This window comes from Amycolatopsis sp. MJM2582 (genome assembly GCF_000754115.1).
Taxonomy (GTDB): domain Bacteria; phylum Actinomycetota; class Actinomycetes; order Mycobacteriales; family Pseudonocardiaceae; genus Amycolatopsis; species Amycolatopsis japonica.
In genome coordinates this window covers 13391-31838 of sequence record NZ_JPLW01000005.1, presented here as the reverse complement: position 1 = coordinate 31838, position 18448 = coordinate 13391, and the positions used below count along the sequence as shown (strand labels likewise).

General features: G+C 69.4%; 19 protein-coding genes. 7 read left to right on the top strand and 12 right to left on the bottom strand.

The annotated features are described in order from the left end of the window. Positions 1–56: 56 nt before the first annotated feature. The 5 genes from hsaB to ED92_RS27925 are packed head-to-tail and all read right to left on the bottom strand — an operon-like array spanning position 57 to position 5187. Positions 57–611 carry a 3-hydroxy-9,10-secoandrosta-1,3,5(10)-triene-9,17-dione monooxygenase reductase subunit gene (hsaB, locus tag ED92_RS27945; protein ID WP_037343579.1) on the bottom strand — a complete coding sequence of 185 codons (555 nt, stop codon included), beginning with the start codon at positions 609–611 and terminating at the stop codon, positions 57–59. Then, positions 608–1522 carry an iron-dependent extradiol dioxygenase HsaC gene (gene hsaC, locus ED92_RS27940; RefSeq protein ID WP_037343577.1) on the bottom strand — a complete coding sequence of 305 codons (915 nt, stop codon included), beginning with the start codon at positions 1520–1522 and terminating at the stop codon, positions 608–610. The genes hsaB and hsaC overlap by 4 nt, the downstream gene beginning before the upstream one ends. Beyond that, a complete protein-coding gene (gene hsaD / locus ED92_RS27935; protein ID WP_037343575.1) occupies positions 1522–2370 on the bottom strand; it encodes a 4,5:9,10-diseco-3-hydroxy-5,9,17-trioxoandrosta-1(10),2-diene-4-oate hydrolase in 849 nt (282 codons plus the stop codon). The genes hsaC and hsaD overlap by 1 nt, the downstream gene beginning before the upstream one ends. After that, on the bottom strand, positions 2370–3545 hold the full coding sequence (gene hsaA / locus ED92_RS27930) for a 3-hydroxy-9,10-secoandrosta-1,3,5(10)-triene-9,17-dione monooxygenase oxygenase subunit (RefSeq protein ID WP_037343573.1): 1176 nt from the start codon (positions 3543–3545) through the stop codon (positions 2370–2372). Before hsaA ends, hsaD begins: the two co-directional genes overlap by 1 nt. A gap of 43 nt (positions 3546–3588) precedes the next feature. Continuing rightward, entirely contained in the window at positions 3589–5187 is a 1599-nt protein-coding gene (locus tag ED92_RS27925) for an FAD-binding protein (RefSeq protein WP_037343571.1), read from the bottom strand. A 99-nt stretch (positions 5188–5286) separates the two neighbouring features. On the opposite strand from ED92_RS27925, the gene kstD reads away from it, so the two are divergent. The 7 genes from kstD (at position 5287) to ED92_RS27890 (ending at position 11608) form a co-directional block, all read left to right on the top strand. Continuing rightward, positions 5287–6957 carry a 3-oxosteroid 1-dehydrogenase gene (kstD, locus tag ED92_RS27920; RefSeq protein ID WP_037343569.1) on the top strand — a complete coding sequence of 557 codons (1671 nt, stop codon included), beginning with the start codon at positions 5287–5289 and terminating at the stop codon, positions 6955–6957. Continuing rightward, the gene (locus ED92_RS27915) at positions 6954–8093 is read left to right on the top strand and encodes a Rieske 2Fe-2S domain-containing protein (protein WP_037343567.1); all 1140 of its coding nucleotides are present in this window, start codon (positions 6954–6956) and stop codon (positions 8091–8093) included. The genes kstD and ED92_RS27915 overlap by 4 nt, the downstream gene beginning before the upstream one ends. Continuing rightward, complete coding sequence (locus ED92_RS27910) at positions 8090–8350, top strand: hypothetical protein (protein ID WP_037343565.1); 261 nt, start codon at positions 8090–8092, stop codon at positions 8348–8350. The genes ED92_RS27915 and ED92_RS27910 overlap by 4 nt, the downstream gene beginning before the upstream one ends. Beyond that, positions 8347–9372 (top strand): ferredoxin--NADP reductase, encoded by a 1026-nt coding sequence (locus ED92_RS27905; RefSeq protein ID WP_037343563.1) that lies wholly within the window; start codon positions 8347–8349, stop codon positions 9370–9372. Before ED92_RS27910 ends, ED92_RS27905 begins: the two co-directional genes overlap by 4 nt. An 8-nt stretch (positions 9373–9380) precedes the next feature. Further along, positions 9381–10244, top strand: coding sequence for a MaoC/PaaZ C-terminal domain-containing protein (locus ED92_RS27900; RefSeq protein WP_037343561.1), 864 nt, complete (start codon positions 9381–9383; stop codon positions 10242–10244). 52 nt (positions 10245–10296) lie between these two features. After that, a complete protein-coding gene (locus ED92_RS27895) occupies positions 10297–11046 on the top strand; it encodes a class I SAM-dependent methyltransferase (protein WP_037343557.1) in 750 nt (249 codons plus the stop codon). A 100-nt stretch (positions 11047–11146) separates the two neighbouring features. Further along, a complete protein-coding gene (locus ED92_RS27890; RefSeq protein ID WP_037343555.1) occupies positions 11147–11608 on the top strand; it encodes a riboflavin kinase in 462 nt (153 codons plus the stop codon). Here the strand turns inward: ED92_RS27890 and ED92_RS27885 are convergent. From ED92_RS27885 to ED92_RS27855, 7 genes are all read right to left on the bottom strand, one after another. Continuing rightward, positions 11605–12174, bottom strand: coding sequence for a DUF5134 domain-containing protein (locus ED92_RS27885; protein WP_037343551.1), 570 nt, complete (start codon positions 12172–12174; stop codon positions 11605–11607). The two genes, ED92_RS27890 and ED92_RS27885, sit on opposite strands and share 4 nt — an antisense overlap. Positions 12175–12247: 73 nt before the next feature. Then, positions 12248–13417: a lipid-transfer protein gene (locus tag ED92_RS27880; protein ID WP_037343549.1), complete on the bottom strand. Its 1170-nt coding sequence runs from the start codon at positions 13415–13417 to the stop codon at positions 12248–12250. Next, positions 13417–13812 carry a MaoC family dehydratase gene (locus ED92_RS27875; RefSeq protein WP_037343547.1) on the bottom strand — a complete coding sequence of 132 codons (396 nt, stop codon included), beginning with the start codon at positions 13810–13812 and terminating at the stop codon, positions 13417–13419. Before ED92_RS27875 ends, ED92_RS27880 begins: the two co-directional genes overlap by 1 nt. Beyond that, positions 13809–14723, bottom strand: a complete 915-nt coding sequence (locus tag ED92_RS27870; RefSeq protein WP_037343545.1) for a bifunctional MaoC family dehydratase N-terminal/OB-fold nucleic acid binding domain-containing protein — start codon at positions 14721–14723, stop codon at positions 13809–13811. Before ED92_RS27870 ends, ED92_RS27875 begins: the two co-directional genes overlap by 4 nt. Next, on the bottom strand, positions 14720–15892 hold the full coding sequence (locus ED92_RS27865; RefSeq protein WP_037343542.1) for an acyl-CoA dehydrogenase family protein: 1173 nt from the start codon (positions 15890–15892) through the stop codon (positions 14720–14722). The genes ED92_RS27870 and ED92_RS27865 overlap by 4 nt, the downstream gene beginning before the upstream one ends. A gap of 4 nt (positions 15893–15896) precedes the next feature. Beyond that, a complete protein-coding gene (locus tag ED92_RS27860) occupies positions 15897–16961 on the bottom strand; it encodes an acyl-CoA dehydrogenase family protein (RefSeq protein ID WP_037343540.1) in 1065 nt (354 codons plus the stop codon). Between the two features lie 87 nt (positions 16962–17048). Next, complete coding sequence (locus ED92_RS27855) at positions 17049–18440, bottom strand: wax ester/triacylglycerol synthase family O-acyltransferase (protein WP_037343539.1); 1392 nt, start codon at positions 18438–18440, stop codon at positions 17049–17051. Between the last annotated feature and the right edge of the window lie 8 nt (positions 18441–18448).

Below are 18448 nucleotides of genomic sequence, written 5' to 3'. Positions count from 1 at the left end.
AACGCTAAGCGGAATCCGCGAGAAAGGACAGCTTTACATTTTTTCGTTTATACGGATTAAAGCCAATCATCGGGACGCGGCCACGGCATGAGCGCGGCGAGCGCGTCCGTCACCGGTTCGGTCACCGTGTACCGCCCGCGGTGGAACAGCAGCGGCCGATCGTCGGACGGTTCCCCGAGCGCGGTGACCCGGCCGACGACGACGTAATGGTCCCCCGCCTCGTGCACCGCTTCGAGCGTGCAGTCGATCCACGTCAAAGCCCCGGTCAGCAAAGGAGATCCGGACGGCGCCGGGGTCCAGTCGACCGACGCGAACTTGTCCGCGCCCCGTGCGCCGAACACCGCGCTGACGTCTTGCTGGTCTTCGGCCAGCACGTTGACGGCGAACCGGCCGGACTCGGCGAGTACCGCCCACGTCCGGGAAGTCTTGGCAGGACAGAAAAGCACCAGCGGCGGGTCCAGCGAAAGTGCCGCGAACGACTGGCACGCGAAGCCCACCGGAGCCTCGCCGTCGTGTCCGGTCACGACCGCCACGCCCGTGCAGAAATGCCCGAGCACCATGCGGAACCGTGCCGGATCGATGTCCGCGCCGAGGTCCGTCACCGGGGTCACGACTGCCCCGGCGGCCTGGTGCCGACTGAAAAGTCGTGTCCCCACAAGGAAACCGCCGTACTCTCTCGGGCGATCCAGCTTTCGTCGTCCACTTGACGCCCCTCGCAGCCGTATTCGACATCGAAGCCGCCGGGGGTCTTCATGTAGAACGAGAGCATCAGATCGTTGACGTGCCGCCCGAGGGTCGCCGACATCGGCACCTTCCGGCGGATGGCCCGGTCGAGACAGAGACCGACGTCGTCGGTGTTCTCCACTTCGACCATGAGGTGCACGATGCCGCTCGGTGTCGGCATCGGCAGGAACGCGAGGCTGTGGTGACGCGGGTTGCAGCCGAAGAACCGCAGCCACGCCGGCGCGCCGTCGGCGGGCCGGCCGACCATTTGCGGTGGCAGTTTCATCGAGTCCCGCAGCCGGAATCCGAGCACATCACGGTAGAAGCGCAAGGAAGCCTCATCGTCGTGTGTGGACAGGACGACGTGCCCGAGCCCTTGCTCACCAGTCACGAACTTGTGCCCGTACGGGCTCACCACGCGCCGATGTTGCAGCGCGACGCCGTGGAACACTTCGAGCGTGTTGCCCGAGGGGTCCTCAAAGGACACGAGGCCGTCGACCCGGCGATCGGCCAGCTGATCCGGTGTGCCTTCCTTGTACGGCACCGAGTGCGCGTCGAGCGATGCCCGGATCTCGTCGAGTTCGCCGGCGTTGGCGACCTCCCAGCCCGCGACGGCGAGCCTGTCGCGCTCGCCGGGGAAGACCACCAGCCGCGCCGGGAAATCGTCCATGCGCAGGTAAAGCGCTTCCGGATTCGTGCCGGAGCCCTCGACCATGCCGAGGACCTTCAGCCCGTATTCGCGCCACGCGGCCATGTCGGTGGCTTCGATACGCAGGTAGGCGAGCGAACGGATACCCATCAGGAGGCTCCCAGGAAGTCGAGTGCCAGCCGGTTGAACTCGTCGAACTTCTCCAGCTGCGCCCAGTGCCCGCAGCCGCCGAACACGTGCAGCTGCGCACGCGGGATCGTCTTGAGCGCGAGCAGCGCGCCGTCGAGCGGGTTCACCCGGTCTTCGCGGCCCCAGATGAGGAGCACGCGCTGGCGCAGGCGATGCGCCTCACGCCACAGCATGCCCTCTTCGTAGGTGTCGGGCTGGGCGAACGACTTGCCCATCGCCTTCATCGCGGCCAGCGACTCCGGCGCGCTCGCGGCGGCGAACCGCTCGTCGATCAGCTCGTCGGTGATCAAAGACTGGTCGTGCACCATGATTCGTAGGAAGGCTTCGAGCTTCTCCCGGCTCGGCCCCGGCGGGGCACTGAACCGGCCGAGGTTCTTGATGCCTTCGGTGGGATCGGGCGCGAACAGGTTCACGCTCAGACCGCCCGGCCCCATCAGGACCAGCCGCCCGGCGCGCTTCGGATGGTTGAGCGCGAGCCGCACGGAAGCCCCGCCGCCGAGCGAGTTCCCGACGAAATGCGCCCGCTCGATCCCGAGTTCGTCCATCAGCCCGACCACGGCGTCCGCGCTGTGCCGGAAGTACTGCGGATGCTCGGTCGGTTTGTCCGACCGGCCGAACCCGGGCTGGTCGATGGCCAGCGTCCGGTAGTTCTTGCCGAACACCGGGAGGTTGCGGCCGAAGTTGCTCCACGCCGACGCGCCGGGCCCACCGCCGTGCAGCAGGATCACCGTCTCGGGATGTTCCGCGCCCGCCTCGTGGTAATGCAGCTTGAGTCCACCTTGGACGGTGACGTACTTGCCTTCGGTCATCAGACCATCGCATTCTCGACGGGCAGCCCGAAGGCGCCGGTTCCGAACATGACGTACGCGCGCTCGGCGTCGTTCGCCGCGTGCACCCGGCCGGCGTGCGCGTCGCGCCAGAACCGCTGGATCGGGGTTCCGGCCTGTAGCGCACGGCCGCCGGAGTTCTCGAAAAGCCGGTCGATGGCGAAGATCGCGCGTTCCGTGCCGCGGACCTGGTCACGGCGGACCCGCAGCCGCGTGGGGAACGGGAGCTTCTCCCCCTGGCACGCCAGCTGGTACAGCTCGTCGATGTTGTGCGTCAGCTGGAGCCAGGCCGCGTCGATCTCGCTGGCCGCCTCGGCGATGCGCACCTTCGCGAACGGGTCCTCTTTGGACTGTTCGCCCGCGTACGCCGCGCGGACCCGCTTGCCCTGGTACTCGACGTGCGCGTCGTACGCGCCCTGCGCCATCCCGATGATCGGCGCGGTGATCGTGCTCGGATGCACCGAACCGTACGGCAGTTTGTACAGCGGCCCGGGGTTGATCTCCTGCCCCGGCGTCTTGCACTTCGACGTCGCGATGAAGCTCAGCGCGCGGTGCTTCGGGACGAACACGTCGTTCACGATGATGTCGTTGGACCCGGTGCCACGCAGGCCCACGGTGTCCCAGACGTCTTCGATCGTGTAGTCGGAGATCGGCACCAGATAGGTGCAGAAGTCGACGGGTTTCCCGTCCTTGAACGTCGGCCCGCCCAGCAGCACCCAGGTCGCGTGGTCGCAGCCCGAGGAGAAACTCCAGCGCCCGCTGAGCCGGTAGCCGCCCTCGACGACGTCCGCCTTGCCCATCGGCGCGTACGACGACGAGATCCGGACGTCGGTGTCGTCACCCCAGACGTCCTGCTGCGCCTGCGCCTCGAACAGCCCGAGGTGCCACGGGTGGACGCCGAGGATGGAGGCGACCCAGCCGGTGGACCCGCACGCGCTCGCGACGAGTTTGACCGCGGTGTAGAAGCTCACCGGGTCGGCTTCGATGCCACCGAAGGTCTTCGGCTGCAGCATTTTGAAGAACCCGGTCTCCTGCAGGGATTTGACGGACTCCTCGGGAACGCGCCTGGCGTCCTCCGCCTCCTGCGCCCGTTCCCGCAGGACCGGCAGCAGCTCCCGGATCCCCGCGATCACGTCCTGCGCGGCGTGCTCGCTCATATGCGTTCCCTCTCTCGCCATACTCCGTGAACCGGATCCAAGACTAGAACACGTTCTCGTTTTTGTCGACCGACCCCCGGTCGAGCGCACTGTGCAGTCCGGCACGCCGACCGGAAAACACGCAGTCGGCCAGCGACAGACCGCTCACATAGGACCTAGAACAGATTCCCACCGCGGTCCGGCCCGCCGCGTACAGACCGCGAATGGGGACACCGGCCCCGGAACGCACGGCACCGGTCTCCTCGTCGACCACCAGACCACCCAGGGTCAGCATCGGGCACGGATAGCCGAGGTTCGGCTTGATCGAGACGTCGATCAGCGAATACGGCGCCCGATCCAGCGGCCGCGCGAATTCCGCGGGCTTGCCCGTCGGATCCGCGCCGGAACGCGCGGCCTCGACCGTGGCGGCCAGCCCGCCCGGATCGACGCCCGCCTTACGCGCGACCTCGTCCAGCGACCCGGCGACGACCCGCTGCCGCAGGAGATACCGCACCTGAAGCCCTTGGAACCATTGGCTTTGCCCGCGCGCGTCCCGTTTGACCTCCCCGACGATGGCGTCGTCGACCAGCAGCCAGCCGCGTCCGCCGTGCCCGGTGATCATGCGTTCGCCGACGGCGGCGCCGTAGCGGGATTCGTCGATGATCCGGCCGCCCGTCTCGTCCACGAGCAGGCCGCCGAGGAACGCCGACGGCGGGGTGATGAACCGCCAGGCGGAGATCCGCCCGAGTTCGGCGGTGGCCCCGCCCGCCTCGACACCCATCCGGATACCGGATCCGTCGTCGGCCGAGGTCCCGAGCGCCAGCCCGCCCCGGTACGCGGGCGCGTGCTCGCGCACCATCTCACGGTTCGCGATGAACCCGCCCGCCGCGAGAACGACCCCGCGCGTGGCGGAAATCCGCAGCTCACGGCCGTATCGGCGTTCGATCCGCTCCGCCCGCCGGTGCAACGACTTCCGCAGCGAGGGCACGTAGATCCCGGGTTTCGCGGCATACGCGGACAGCCTCCGGTGCGCGGCCCGCACGCGAGCGGGAGCGTCCCGCAGAGTGGACACCACGACGCCGGTGACGGTGCCGTCGTCGTCCACGATCAGGTTCCGCGCCGCCGTCTGCGGCAGCACCTGGATCCCGCGGCTCCGGACCGCCTCGGCCAGGCGTTTCATCAGCAGTTTCCCGGAAGTGCCGGGACCCTTGACGCGATGTCCGCGTGGCGCGGGCTTGGCCGCCTCACGGAAACCACCGGCCGCCTCGCTACCCGAGTAATACAGGTAGTGCTTGTCGCTCGGATAAGACGTCTTGTACGGGCACAGACTGCCCTCGAAGGGGACGCCGTTGCCTTCCAGCCAGGAGATCATCTCCGTACTACCCACGCAGAACCGCCGCAGGGTCTCTTCGGAGACGACGTCGCCGACCTCGAGCCGCAGGTAGTCGTACATCGCGTCGACACTGTCGTCGACGCCCGCGTCCCGCTGCTGCGCCGTCCCGCCACCGGCGTAGACGACACCGCCGCTGACCGCGCTCGCGCCACCACCGGAGAACCGGTCCAGTACGAGCACCCGGGCACCGGCGTCGGCCGCTTCGATCGCCGCGCAGGCGCCCGCCGCACCGAAACCCACGATCACCACATCCGCGACGAGGGAGTCCATGGCCCCACCCTAGAACTAGAACACGTTCTCGTCTATGGTGACTGGAGCAGCGCGGATGCTGCTCGTTGCTTCCTACAACGTGTTTCAGGTGAGGGGCGTATGGAGTACGACGTGATCGTGGCGGGCACCGGTGCCGCCGGGATGACCGCCGCACTGTCCGCAGCCCACCGGGGACTCGAGGTCCTGGTCGTGGAGAAGGCCGCCCACTTCGGCGGCTCCACCGCGCGCTCCGGCGGCGGCGTCTGGATCCCCGGCAACCACGCGCTGCGGGCGGCCGGGATCTCCGAACCCCCGGAGCGGGCGCGCGAATACCTCGAAGCGATCGTCGGTGACGTGGTCCCCGCCGAACTCCGGTCGGCCTTCCTCGACCGCGGCCCCGAGGTGCTGTCCTTCGTCTGCGACCACACGCCGTTGCGCTTCCGCTGGGTCCGCGGTTACTCGGACTACCACCCGGAGGCTCCCGGTGGGCGCGCCGGCGGACGCTCGGTCGAACCGGTCGCGCTCGACGGCAACCTGCTCGGCCCGGAATTGGCGAATCTGGAGCCGCCGTACAGCGCTCCCCCGCTGGGCGCGCCGATCACCCAGGCGGACTACCGGTGGCTGAGCCTGCTCGCCCGGCACCCTCGCGGCATCCTCCGCGTGCTGAGCCTCGGCGGCCGCTGGCTCGCGGGGCGGATCCGCCGTCAGCGGCTGCTGTCCATGGGGCAAGCGCTTGCGGCAGGGCTGCGTGAAGGGCTCCGGCGGGCGGAAGTCCCCGTCTGGCTGAACACGCCCCTGGTGGATCTGGAGATCGAAGGCGACCGGGTGACCGGCGTCGTCGTCCGCCACGAGGGTGAGGACAAGACGATCCGCGCGCGGCTCGGTGTCGTCCTCGGCGCGGGCGGGTTCGAGCGCAACGAGGAGATGCGGGTCAAGTACCAGCGGGCGCCCATCGGTACGGAGTGGACCGTCGGCGCGGAGGCCAACACCGGCGACGCCATCGACGCCGGGCTCAAACTGGGCGCGGCCGTCGACCTGATGGACGACGCCTGGTGGGGTCCGTCCATCCCGCTCACCGGCGGCCCGTGGTTCGCGCTCGCCGAGCGGTCGCGGCCGGGCTGCCTGATGGTCAACGGGCGGGGCGAGCGTTTCGTCAACGAGTCGGCGCCCTACGTCGAGGCCGTGCACGCGATGTACGGCGACGGGGACGGCCCCGGCGAGAACTTCCCGACCTGGCTGGTGTTCGACCAGCGCAACCGCAACCGGTACATGTTCACCGGCCTCGGGCCCCGCCAGCCGCTGCCCGGCCGCTGGTTCAAAGCGGGCATCGCGGTCAAAGCGAGCACCATCGCGAAACTCGCCGAGCGGATCGAGGTCCCGGCCGACGCGCTGGAGAACACCGTGCGCCGGTTCAACGGTTTCGCGAAAAGCGGCGTGGACGAGGACTTCCACCGCGGGCGCAGCGCGTACGACCACTACTACGGCGACCCGCGGAACAAACCCAACCCGAGCCTGGGCCCGCTGGACGTCGCGCCGTACTACGCGGTGAAGATCGTGCCCGGCGACCTGGGCACCAAGGGCGGATTGAGGATCGACCCACACGCCCGCGTCCTGCGCGAGGACGGGTCGGTCATCGAAGGGCTTTACGCGGCGGGCAACACGAGCGCGGCGGTGATGGGCCGCACCTACGCCGGCCCCGGCGCGACGATCGGCCCGGCGATGGTGTTCGGCTACCTTGCGGCCGAGCACCTCGCGCAGCAAGATCACGGTCAACCGGGAGGCAGCCGATGACGACGGAATCCGTACGGCAGATCGACGCGGGCGCACCCCCCGCACGGTTCGCGCGCGGGTGGCACTGCCTCGGCCTCGCCGAGACGTTCCGCGACGGGAAACCGCACGCCATCACCGCGTTCGGGACGAAACTGGTGGTCTTCGCCGATTCGTCCGGCAAGCTGAACGTGCTCGACGGGTACTGCCGCCACATGGGCGGCGACCTCACCCAGGGCGAGGTCAAGGGCGACGAGATCGCCTGCCCGTTCCACGACTGGCGCTGGAACGGCAACGGCAAATGCGTGTCGATCCCCTACGCCAAACGGGTTCCGCTGCGGGCGCGCACGAAGTCGTGGCAGGTGCTGGAGGAGAACAAGCAGCTGTTCGTCTGGCACGACCCGGAGGGGAACCCGCCGCCGGACGACGTCGTCATCCCGCGCATCGAGGGCATCTTCAGCGGCGAGTGGAGCAACTGGACCTGGGATTCGGTGCTCATCGAGGGCTCCAACTGCCGCGAGATCATCGACAACATGGTCGACATGGCGCATTTCTTCTACATCCACTACGCCTTCCCGACCTACTTCAAGAACGTGTTCGAGGGCCATATCGCCACGCAGTACCTGAACACGAAGGGCCGCCCGGACAAGGGCATGGCGTCGAACTACGGCGGCGAGGAGAACCTGCTGCGGTCCGAGGCGTCGTACTTCGGCCCGTCGTACATGATCAACAAGTTGCTCAACACGTACCAGGGTTTCGAGATCGAGAACGTGCTGATCAACTGCCACTACCCGGTCACCGAGAACTCGTTCGTCCTGCAGTGGGGCGTGAGCGTGAAGAAGTTCGAGGGTGTCTCGGACGAGCACGCGGACAAGATCGCCGGGAAGTTCGCCAAGGGGATCGGCGTCGGCTTCCTGCAGGACGTCGAGATCTGGCGCAACAAGACCCGTATCGACAATCCGTTGCTGTGCGAGGAAGACGGGCCGGTGTATCAGCTGCGCCGCTGGTACGACCAGTTCTATGTGGACGCGGCCGACGTCACCGAGGACATGACGCGGCGGTTCGAGTTCGAAGTGGACACCAGCCGCGCCAACGAGGTCTGGGCGGCGGAGGTGGCCGAGAACCTGGCACGGCAGCAGGCGGAAGAGGCCGGGGTGTGAAGCCCGAGACCGTCGAATTCCTCACCGCCGGGCTGCGGCCGCTGACCTGCCGCTCGTGCGGGACGTGCGTGCTGGTCAAGAAGAACAGCATGCAGCACACCAGCATCCAGTGGACGAGTGACGCGTCCCGGAGCTGCCCGGTGTTCGCCGAACAGAAGGCGTCCGGGGCGCAGACGGCGTTGCTCGACACCTGCGGCAATCTCACTGAGAGCATCGAGATCGCCTTGAAAGACGGCCTGCTGGAGGTGCCCGAATGAGCGGTCCCGTCACCGTGACCGTGGCCGAGGTGATCACCGAGACGGCCGACGCGCGGTCGATCGTGTTCGACATCCCGGCCGAGCACGTCTCCGCTTTCGCTTACGCCCCAGGACAGTTCCTCACGTTGCGCGTGCCGAGCGACCGGACCGGTTCGGTGGCCCGCTGTTACTCGCTCTCCAGCGCGCCGCACGAGGGCCGGGTGCAGGTCACCGTCAAACGCACCGCCGACGGCTACGGGTCCAACTGGCTGTGCGACAACCTCCAAGCAGGGCAAGAGGTCCAGGTGCTCCCGCCGGCCGGGGTGTTCAGCCCCGCGTCGCTCGACGAGGACTTCCTGCTGCTCGCGGGCGGCAGCGGCATCACGCCGGTGATGTCGATCCTCAAATCCGCGCTGGAACACGGCACCGGCAAGGTGGTGCTCCTGTACGCGAACCGCGACGAGAAGTCGGTGATCTTCGCGCGGGAGCTGGCGGACCTCGCCGCCCGGTACCCGGACCGGCTGGCCGTCGTGCACTGGCTGGAGAGCCTGCAGGGGCTGCCGACGGAAGCGCACCTGCGCGCGCTGGTGGCGCCGTACACCGCGCACGAGGCGTTCATCTGCGGACCCGGGCCGTTCATGGACGCGGCGCGCGCGGTGCTCAAGGACCTCGGACTGCCACGCAAGCGGATCCACCTGGAGCGGTTCCTGTCGCTGGGCGGGAACCCGTTCGAGGTGGCCGAGCCCGTCGCCGTCGAAGAGGCCGAGACCCCGGCGTCGGTCGAGGTCACCCTCGACGGCGAGACCAGGAACCTCGCCTGGCCGCGCCGGACGAAACTGCTGGACCTGTTGCTGGAAAAGGGCTTCGACGCGCCGTACTCGTGCCGCGAGGGCCAGTGCAGCGCGTGCGCCTGCCGGATCGTCTCCGGCGAGGTGAAGATGCTGAACAACGAGGTCCTCGACGGCGACGACATCGCCGAAGGCATCGTGCTGGCGTGCCAGTCCCTGCCGCTGACCGACGAGGTCACCGTCACCTACGAGTAGGAGTCCCCGTGCCCATCGATCCTTCGGTCGCGATCGGCGCCGACCTCGGCGAGGTGAGTTTCGCCTGGACCGCCTCCGACGTGCAGCTCTACCACCTGGCGCTGGGCGCCGGCGCGGACCCGATGAGCCCGCGCGAACTGCGCTACACCTACGAAGACGGCCTCCAGGTGCTGCCGACGTTCGCCACCGTGGCGGCGAACCTGCGCGTGTTCGAGCCGCCCGCGGTCTCGTTCCCCGGCGTCGAGGTCGACCTCGGGAAAGTGCTGCACGGCAAGCAGGAGGTGATCGCGCACCGGCCCATCCCGGTCTCGGGGAAGGCCGTGGCGCGGACGCGGATCGTCGACGTCTTCGACAAGGGCAAGGCGGCCGTGATCGTGAACGAGACGATCGCCACCGACTCGGACGGCGCTCCACTGTGGACACTGCGGTCGAGTATCTTCGCCCGTGGTGAAGGAGGTTTCGGCGGCGAACGCGGCCCGTCCGACCGGGCCGAACCCCCGTCGCGGGAGCCGGACGCCGTCATCGACACCCCGACGCTGCCGCAACAGGCGCTGCTCTACCGGCTCTGCGGGGACCGCAACCCCCTGCACGCCGACCCCGCGTTCGCCGCGGCGGCCGGGTTCGACAGGCCGATCCTGCACGGCCTGTGCACCTACGGCGTCGTCGCGAAGGCGGTCACCGACGCCTTCCTCGACGGCGACACCGCCCGCGTCGCGTCGTTCTCGGCCAAGTTCGCCGGCGTCGTCTTCCCCGGCGAGCCGCTGCGGACCCGGGTCTGGCGCGAGCCCGCCGGGCTGCTGATCGCGACCACGGCGCCGGACCGGGACGACGCGCCCGTCCTTTCCGACACTTTCTTGACCACGACAGACTGAATCATCGTTCCCGCAGGTAGCGCACCTGGCTAGACTCGGCCGGGTGCGCCCCTTGATCTCGGACCCGTATGCCGAACTCGGCCGGGACTACGCGCGATCGAGACGGCCGGATCCCCGTGTCGCCGCCGCCATCACCGCGGCCCTCGGCGACGCGCGCTCGGTGGTCAACGTCGGGGCGGGAGCCGGTTCCTACGAGCCGGAAGACCGCGACGTGGTGGCCGTCGAGCCGTCACGGCGGATGATCGCGCAGCGTCCCGCCACGGCGGCGCCCGCCGTCCAGGCGTGCGCGGAAGGCCTGCCCTTCGCCGACGGCGCCTTCGACGTCGCCCTGGCCGTGCTCACCGTGCACCACTGGACGGACGTGACCGCCGGGCTGGCCGAGTTGCGGCGCGTCTCCCGCCGCCAGGTGATCGTGACCTGGGACCAGGCGGTGTTCGCGCGGTTCTGGCTGGTGCGGGACTACCTGCCGGAGATCGCCGAACACGAGAGCAGGCTGGCCTGTCTCGACCGGATCGTCGCAGAACTGACCGAGGCGGGCCAGGCACCCGCGGTGGCTCCGCTGCCCGTGCCGTCGGACTGCGTCGACGGGTTCCTCGGCGCGTATTGGCGCAGGCCGGAGGCGTACCTGTCCGAGCGCGTGCGCGCGGGCATGTCCGGGGTGGCCCTGCTGGACCAGAACGTCGTCGCGACGGCCGTCGAGCGGCTGCGCGCCGATCTCGCGGACGGGCACTGGCACCGGCACCACGTCGGGCTGCTCGGCCGGACGGAACTCGACCTCGGGTATCGCGTCGTCACGACGTGACCGAGTACACAGTGGACACTTCTCGCGGCGTGAACGGCGGTCGACCCCGGCCGCGAGGCATGGTATTCATGGCTCTCGTGACGGCAGGGACGGGAGCGGCATGACGACGGAGTACTTCGTGGTCCGTGGCCAGGTGGAGAAGGGCGATCAGCGGGGCAGGGAACTGGGTTTCCCGACCGCCAACATCGCGCTGCGCGACCAGGACGGCCAGGTCGGCGACGGAGTGTGGGCGGGCTGGGCCGAACGCGCCGACGGCACCCGGATCGCGGCCGCGGTCTCGGTCGGCAGGCGGCCGACCTACTACGGCGCGGACGGTTACCGGCTCGTCGAGGCGCATCTGCTGGACTTCAGCGGCGACCTCTACGGCGAGGTGCTGACCGTATGGCTGGGCCACCACCTGCGCGAGCAGGAGGCGTACCCGTCGTCGGAGGCGCTGATCGTCGCGCTCAACAAGGACATCGCGGACGCCCGCAAATGGGCCGCGGAGAACCCGGCCGGCGGTTTGCCGGACGCGGGTGCCGCGGAGGCCGGTGTCGTGCGGCGCGTGCCGCTCGGTTCCTAGACCGCCGCACCCAGCAGCATGTAGCCCATGCCGAGCCCCATGATCACCCGGCACACCCGCCGCGACGTCTGACCGGAGGCCGTGGCGCCCCGCGACGCCAGCACCCCGGCGCGCACGGCGTCCGCCGCGAAATACGCGGCCACGGCGCCGAACAGCAGCGAAAGCCACAGCGCGGAAGTGCCGCCGGGGCCGGACATCACCAGCCACGGCCCGTGGGACACCTCGCTGTGCGGCATGAACGTCACCATGAACAGCATCGCGACGGCGGACACGGCGTGATGCCCGCACGACGTGTGCCCGGAGCGCCTGCCCTTCCACCACGAGACGGCGAACCACCCCGCGGTCAGCGCCAGCACCGCCTGCCAGCCCGCCGCCGGGATCGGGCCGCCCACCGGCGACAGCATCGCGACCATGGCGACGACGAGCAGCAGTTCGGCCAGGTCGCCGTTGCGGACCGCCGCGCCCTGCCTGCCGTAGTCCAGCCGGACGAGTCTCAGCACGCAGGGCAGGACGAGCGCCGCGAACACCGCGGTCAGGGTCCACGCGACGACGATTGGTCCAGACATGGCACCTCCCGGCCGGTAACCCCTTCACCGTGGCAGGTGGCGCTCTAGTACACCATCGGGCATTGAGGTGATCTCAGCCCGCGGTCAGGACCAGTCCGCTCGTGGGCACGCCGGTGCCGGCGGTCACCAGCACCCGCGCGGCCCCGTCCACCTGGTTCACGGCGTCGCCCCGGAGCTGCCGGACCCCTTCGGCGATCCCGTTCATCCCGTGGATGTAGGCCTCCCCCAACTGCCCGCCGTGCGGGTTGAGCGGGAGCTTCCCGTCGAGTTCCAGGGTGCCGCCGCCGATGAAGTCCTTGGCCTCGCCCTTCCCGCAGAAGCCGAGTTCTTCCAGCTGCATCAGGACATAAGGGGTGAAGTGGTCGTACAGCACGGCGAGGTCCATGTCGCCGGGGCCCAGCCCGGACTGCTCCCACAACTGCCGCCCCACGACCCCCATCTCGGGCAGCGCCGGGAGATCGTCGCGGTAGTAGCTGGTCATCACGTACTGGTCCGGCCCGCTCCCCTGCGCCGCCGCCGCGATCACGGCGGGCCGGTGCGGCAGGTCGCGCGCCCGCTCGGCGCTGACGATCACCAGGGCGACCCCGCCGTCGCTCTCCTGGCAGCAGTCCAGCAGATGCAACGGTTCGGCGACCCAGCGGGAGGCCTGATGCTCTTCGAGCGTGATCGGCTTGCCGTAGAACCAGGCCCGGGGGTTGGTCGCCGCGCGGGCGCGGTCGACGACGGCCACCCGGCCGAAATCCTCGCTGGTCGCGCCGTACTCGTGCATGTAGCGCCGGGCGAGCATGGCGACGGTCGCGGCCGGTGTCGCGATGCCCATCGGGTAGTGGAACGCGTTGTCGACGCCGGACGAGTTCACCTGCCCCGCCGCGGCCGAGGACACCTGCCCGAACCGCATCCCGGACCGTTCGTTGAACGCCCGGTACGCGACGACGACGTCCGCGACCCCGGTCGCGACGGCCATCGCGGCCTGCTGCACCGTCGCGGCCGCGGCCCCGCCGCCGTAATGGATCCGGCTGAAGAACTTGAGCTCCGGGATGCCGAGTTCCCGCGCGACGGCGATCTCGCTGTTGCCGTCCATGGTGAACGACACCAGTCCGTCCACATCGGACGGAGTGAGCCCGGCGTCCTTCAGCGCGCTCGAAACCGCTTCCGCCGCCAGCCGCAGCTCACTGCGACCGGAATCCTTCGAGAACTCCGTCGCGCCGATCCCGGCGATGGCCGCCCGTCCGGAGAGGGTCATCACTCGCCTCCCAACGTGATCGCCACGGTGCCCACCACATGTTCGCCGAGACTGTCCACACCGGACACCGCGATCACGACGTCGTCGCCGTCCCGTTCCGTGACCCGGCCGGTGAAGGTCAGCGTGTCGTAGGCGTAGCAAGGTACGCCGAGCCGGATCTTGATCGACCGCACGAACGCCTCAGGGCCCGCCCAGTCGGTCACGAACCGTTGCACGAGGCCGGTGTCGGTGAGGATGTTGAGGAAGATGTCCTTCGAGCCGCGCTGGACGGCGGCGTCGCGATCGTGGTGGACGTCCTGGAAGTCGCGCGTCGCCAGCGCGGTGCTCACCACGAAGGTCGGGGTGGCCTCGATCGTCAGCGGCGGCAGCTCGGTGCCGACCGAACAGTCCTTCATCGCGCGACCCTCCAAGCGGGCAACGTCAGTTCCTCGTCGATCTTCACGAAGGCCGCTTCCACCGGCAGCCCGATGTGGACGGTCTCGGGATCGGCGTCGAGCAGCTCGCCCATCACCCGGACGCCCTCCTCCAGTTCGACGAGCGCGACCACGAACGGCAGCTCCTTGCCGGGAACCTTCGGATGATGGTGCACCACGTAGCTGTAGACCGTTCCGCGTCCGCACGCGACGACGTAGTCCGGTTTGGCGGCGAAGTCCCCGTCCGGCGGCATGGGTCCGGGCGGATGCCGCAGGGTCTCGCCCCAGCGCTGGATCCGCAGTTCCCCTTCCCGCAGACCGGCCCAGAAGAACTCGGTGTCCTTACTGATCACCGGCCGCAGCACGGGCGCGGCGGTCTTGGCGGGCTCAGCGCCCGGCGGACGGAACTTCAGCACCCGGAACACCATGTCCGCGACGGCCTCGTCGCCGACGTACCAGGTGGTCTTCGTCGTCACGAACCAGCCTTCGCCCAGCGCGGTGCGTTTGGGCCCGACGACGCTTTCGAGTTTCGCGGTCGCGGCGACGCGTTCGCCGTGGCGCAGATACCGGAAGTAGTTCTGCTCGGAGTTCGTCGCGACGACCGAGGTGAACCCGGCCTCGTCGAGCACCTCCATCATCGCGCCGAGCGGATCGTCCGACGCCCTGGTCCAGTGCAGCCCGCCCATCGTCCACACCTGCGCCATCGCGGGCGGCGCGACGAGTCCCTTGTGGACACTCGCGGCGGCGAACTCCTCGTCGACGTACACGGGATTGCGGTCGCCGATGGCTTCGACCCAATTGTTCACCATCGCCTGGTTGACCGCGTCGCGTGCGGCCCTCGGCGCGGATTCCCCGCGCGCGGCGATGCGTTCGGCCGCTTCCTGGATGCTCATCGCGGCACCCTCGGCAGGCCGAGCCCGGCGGTGGCGATCAGCTCGCGCTGGATCTCGCTGACGCCGCCGCCGAAGGTCAGCACCAGATTGCGTTTGGCCACCACGTCCAGCCACTGCGCCAGTTCCGCGGTTCCGGCGTCGGCCTGATCGCCGTGTCGCGCCACGATCTCCTCCAGTTTCCTGGTCAGCCCCTGGATCCGCTCGGAGCCGACGATCTTGGTGGCCGACGCGTCGGCCACCGCCACGGGCCCGGTCGCGGACGACGCGGCGACCTGCCAGTTCAGCAGTTCGTTGATCCGGGCGGTCGCCAGGGTTTCCGCGAGGACGGCCCGGACGTCGGGCAGCTGGAGCAGCGGCGTCCCGTCCGGGGTCTTCCTCGACGCCGCCCACTCGCGGACCCGGTCGTAAAGACCGCCGATCCGCCCGGCGGGGCCGAGCATGACGCGTTCGTGGTTCAGCTGCGTGGTGATCAGCCGCCAGCCCTCGTTCTCCTTGCCCACCAGCATGTTCGCGGGCACCCGGACGTCCGAGTAGTAGGTGGCGTTCACGTGGTGGGCGCCGTCGCAGGTGATGATCGGCGTCCACGAGTAGCCAGGGTCGCGGGTGTCCATGATGAGGATCGAGATCCCCTTGTGCCTGGGCGCTTCGGGATCGGTCCGCACGGCCAGCCAGATGTAGTCGGCGTCGTGCCCGCCGGTGGTGAAGATCTTCTGGCCGTTGACGACGTACTCGTCCCCTTCGCGCACCGCTGTCGTGCGCAATGCCGCCAGGTCCGTTCCCGCCTCGGGTTCGGTGTACCCGATGGCGAAATGCACCTCGCCCGCGAGGATCTTGGGCAGGAACAGGGATTTCTGCTCCTCGGTGCCGAACGCCTGCAACGTGGGACCGACGGTCTGCAGGGTCACCGACGGCAGCTGGACGTCGGCACGGGCGGCCTCGTCGACGAAGATGTGCTGCTCGATCTCGCCGAAACCCCGGCCGCCGTACTGTTCCGGCCAGCCGACCCCGAGCCAGCCGTCGCGGCCCATCCGGCGCACGATCTCCCGGTACACCGGCCCGTGCCGCTCCCGCAGCATCGCGCGCCGCTCGTCCGGGCTCACCAGCCCGGCGAAGTACTTTCGCAGTTCGGAGCGCAACTCGTGTTGCGCCGCGGTCAATTCGATCAGCATCGGTTCACCCCGCCACCAGTTCGCCCAGACCGGCCAGCCGATACGAGGCGCCGCCGAGCGTTCGTCCCAGATCCTTGACCGCCGACGAGAACCGGTGCAGCGGATACGTTTCGTCCACGCCGATCCCGCCGTGCAGGTGATGGCAGACGGCCAGCGCCGCGGGCGCCTCCTCCGCCAGCCAATAGGCCGCGATATCGAGTTCCGTGTCGGCGTCGAGCCCCGCCGCGAGCCGCCAGACCGCCGACCGCGCGGCCAGCTGGACCGTCCTCGAAGCGACGTAGACGTCCGCGATCTGTTGCGCCACCGCCTGGAACGCCGCCAGCGGGCGCCCGAACTGCTCCCGTTCGCCGACATGTTTCGTGGTCAGTGCGAGCGCGCCGGCGAGGAGTCCGTCGCCGAACGCCACCGCACCCGCGAGCGCGAACCGGTGCAGCGTCGCGATCGACTCGCCGGGGCCGTGCCCGTTGAGGAGATCGGCGTCGGTGACGGTCACCGAATCCAGCGTCATCGTGTAGTCCGGTGTGCCGGAAGAGGTTCTCGTCGGCGTCAGGATCACGCCGTCCGCGCGCGGATCGACGAGGAAGACGCCGGTGCCGCCGGGCAGCGAGGCGGGCGTCAGGATCCGGGTCGCCTCCGCCGCGAACGGCACGCCGACCTTGACCCCGCTCAGGCGCCAGTCCCCCGCCGATTCCGCGACGGTCGCGGGCCGGGTGGTGAACGGCGCGGAAGGTTCGTTCAGCGCGGCGGTGAGCACGGAGTCGCCCGCGGCGACCGGCGGGAGCAGCGCCGAGCGCTGATCCGGTCCGCCGAGCGCGGTGACCGGCAGGACACCGAAGGCCAGCGACGCCAGCGCGGGCGACGGCGAGGCGACCCGGCCGAGTTCGGTCAGCACCAAGGCGACTTCGGCGACACCGAGGCCGTCGCCGCCGAGTTCGGCGGGCAGCGCCAGGGCGAGCAAACCGGCGTCGGCCAGCGCGCGCCACGTGTCCGCGGGCTCACGCTCCTTGCCGAGCACACGCGCGGCCAGCGCGGTGACCTCGGTCTGCGTCTCGTCGAACTGGAAGTCCACACTGGCTCCTCACCGGGGCGAACGGGCACAATATTGAAACCTGTTCTAGTCTTATCCGGAAGGAGCCGCGACGGCAAGGGGGAGGATCTAGGAGGTGGCCTCGATCAGTTCCGCGAGCGCGTCGGCGAAATGGTCGGCGAGCGGCCACAGGTCACCGGTGAGTTCACGGGCGCCGAGCAGGCCGACGTCGACCCTGCCCGCGTTGGACAGCACGGTGATGTTGAGCCCGGCGCCGTGGAACACCGGGCCGAGCGGGTGGAGCCCGGTGATCCGGCAGCCCAGCAGGTACAGCGGCATCGGCGGACCGGGCACGTTGGAGACCACCAGGTTGTGCACCACCGGATGCCGTTCGGCCAGGCGCAGCGCGGAATACGCGCGGACCGCGAGCCCGAACATGGTCGCCGCCGAGAACTGCGCCCAGTCCTGGAGCATGTCCGCGTCGATATCGTGGTGATGGTCCTTGGACAGCCGGTTCGACTCCGCCAGCATGAACACGCGCGCGGCGGGATCCTCCAGATGGGTGGGCAGCGACGCGAAGAACGCCGAGACCTTGTTGATCCCGTGCTCGCGCTCGGTGCGTCCGTGCACCGAGACCGGAACGGTCGCCACCAGCGGATCCTCCGGCAGTTCGCCCCGATCCCGCAGGAACTGCCGCAGGGCGCCGGCGACCACGGCGAGGACGACGTCGTTGACGGTCACCCCGAAGGCGTTCTTGACCCGTTTGACGTCGTCGAGGTCGAGAGAGGCGTAGGCGACGCTGCGGTGCGCGGTGATCGTCCCGTTGAACGACGTCCGCGGCGCCGTGAACGGGACCGGCATTCCCTTGCCCTGCAACGCTTTGCCCAGCCATCTCGGCACGAGTTCGAGCAGGCCGGGCAGCAGTTTCGCCACCTCGACCGGACGTTTCGCGAACGACGTCAGCCCCGCGCCGAACAGCGCTCGCCTGCCGGGAACGCCCGCGTTGCGGCGTTCGTCCTGGGTGGTCTCCGGCGGCGGGGCGTCCGGTTCGAGCCCGGCGAGGGAGGCGATCAAGCTGGCGCCGCCGACCCCGTCAACGCTGGCGTGGTGCATCTTCAGCAGGACCGCGATCCCGCCGTCGGCCAGGCCTTCGATGACGTGCAGCTGCCAGAGCGGCTGCGCGCGGTCCAGGCGTTGTCCCGCGATGTGGGCGCAGAGCTCGGCCAGTTCCCGCCGGTCGCCGGGCGCCGGTACGCCGATGCGGTGAACGTGGGCTTCGAGGTCGAAGTCCTCGTCCTCCACCCAGACCGGATGCGCCAGATTCCAGAGTGGATTGTGCAGCTTGCGCCGGAACGCCGGGATCAGCTCGACCCGTTCGGCCAGTTTCTCCTTGAAGCGCTCGAAATCGTAGCCGCCGGGCATGGTCGAACCGTCCAAGGTGAGCAGCCCGCACACGTGCAGTACCTGGGCAGGCGTCTCCAGGTACAGAAAACTCGCGTCCAGACCACTCAATCTCTGCATGAGAATCA

Bases quoted from the DNA above. Each gene is read 5' to 3' on its own strand.
- hsaC (WP_037343577.1), bottom strand. From the start codon at position 1,522: ATGGGTATCCGTTCGCTCGCCTACCTGCGTATCGAAGCCACCGACATG.
- hsaD (WP_037343575.1), bottom strand. From the start codon at position 2,370: ATGACCGAAGGCAAGTACGTCACCGTCCAAGGTGGACTCAAGCTGCAT.
- hsaA (WP_037343573.1), bottom strand. From the start codon at position 3,545: ATGAGCGAGCACGCCGCGCAGGACGTGATCGCGGGGATCCGGGAGCTG.
- ED92_RS27925 (WP_037343571.1), bottom strand. From the start codon at position 5,187: ATGGACTCCCTCGTCGCGGATGTGGTGATCGTGGGTTTCGGTGCGGCG.
- kstD (WP_037343569.1), top strand. From the start codon at position 5,287: ATGGAGTACGACGTGATCGTGGCGGGCACCGGTGCCGCCGGGATGACC.
- ED92_RS27915 (WP_037343567.1), top strand. From the start codon at position 6,954: ATGACGACGGAATCCGTACGGCAGATCGACGCGGGCGCACCCCCCGCA.
- ED92_RS27905 (WP_037343563.1), top strand. From the start codon at position 8,347: ATGAGCGGTCCCGTCACCGTGACCGTGGCCGAGGTGATCACCGAGACG.
- ED92_RS27890 (WP_037343555.1), top strand. From the start codon at position 11,147: ATGACGACGGAGTACTTCGTGGTCCGTGGCCAGGTGGAGAAGGGCGAT.
- ED92_RS27885 (WP_037343551.1), bottom strand. From the start codon at position 12,174: ATGTCTGGACCAATCGTCGTCGCGTGGACCCTGACCGCGGTGTTCGCG.
- ED92_RS27880 (WP_037343549.1), bottom strand. From the start codon at position 13,417: ATGACCCTCTCCGGACGGGCGGCCATCGCCGGGATCGGCGCGACGGAG.
- ED92_RS27875 (WP_037343547.1), bottom strand. From the start codon at position 13,812: ATGAAGGACTGTTCGGTCGGCACCGAGCTGCCGCCGCTGACGATCGAG.
- ED92_RS27870 (WP_037343545.1), bottom strand. From the start codon at position 14,723: ATGAGCATCCAGGAAGCGGCCGAACGCATCGCCGCGCGCGGGGAATCC.
- ED92_RS27865 (WP_037343542.1), bottom strand. From the start codon at position 15,892: ATGCTGATCGAATTGACCGCGGCGCAACACGAGTTGCGCTCCGAACTG.
- ED92_RS27855 (WP_037343539.1), bottom strand. From the start codon at position 18,440: ATGCAGAGATTGAGTGGTCTGGACGCGAGTTTTCTGTACCTGGAGACG.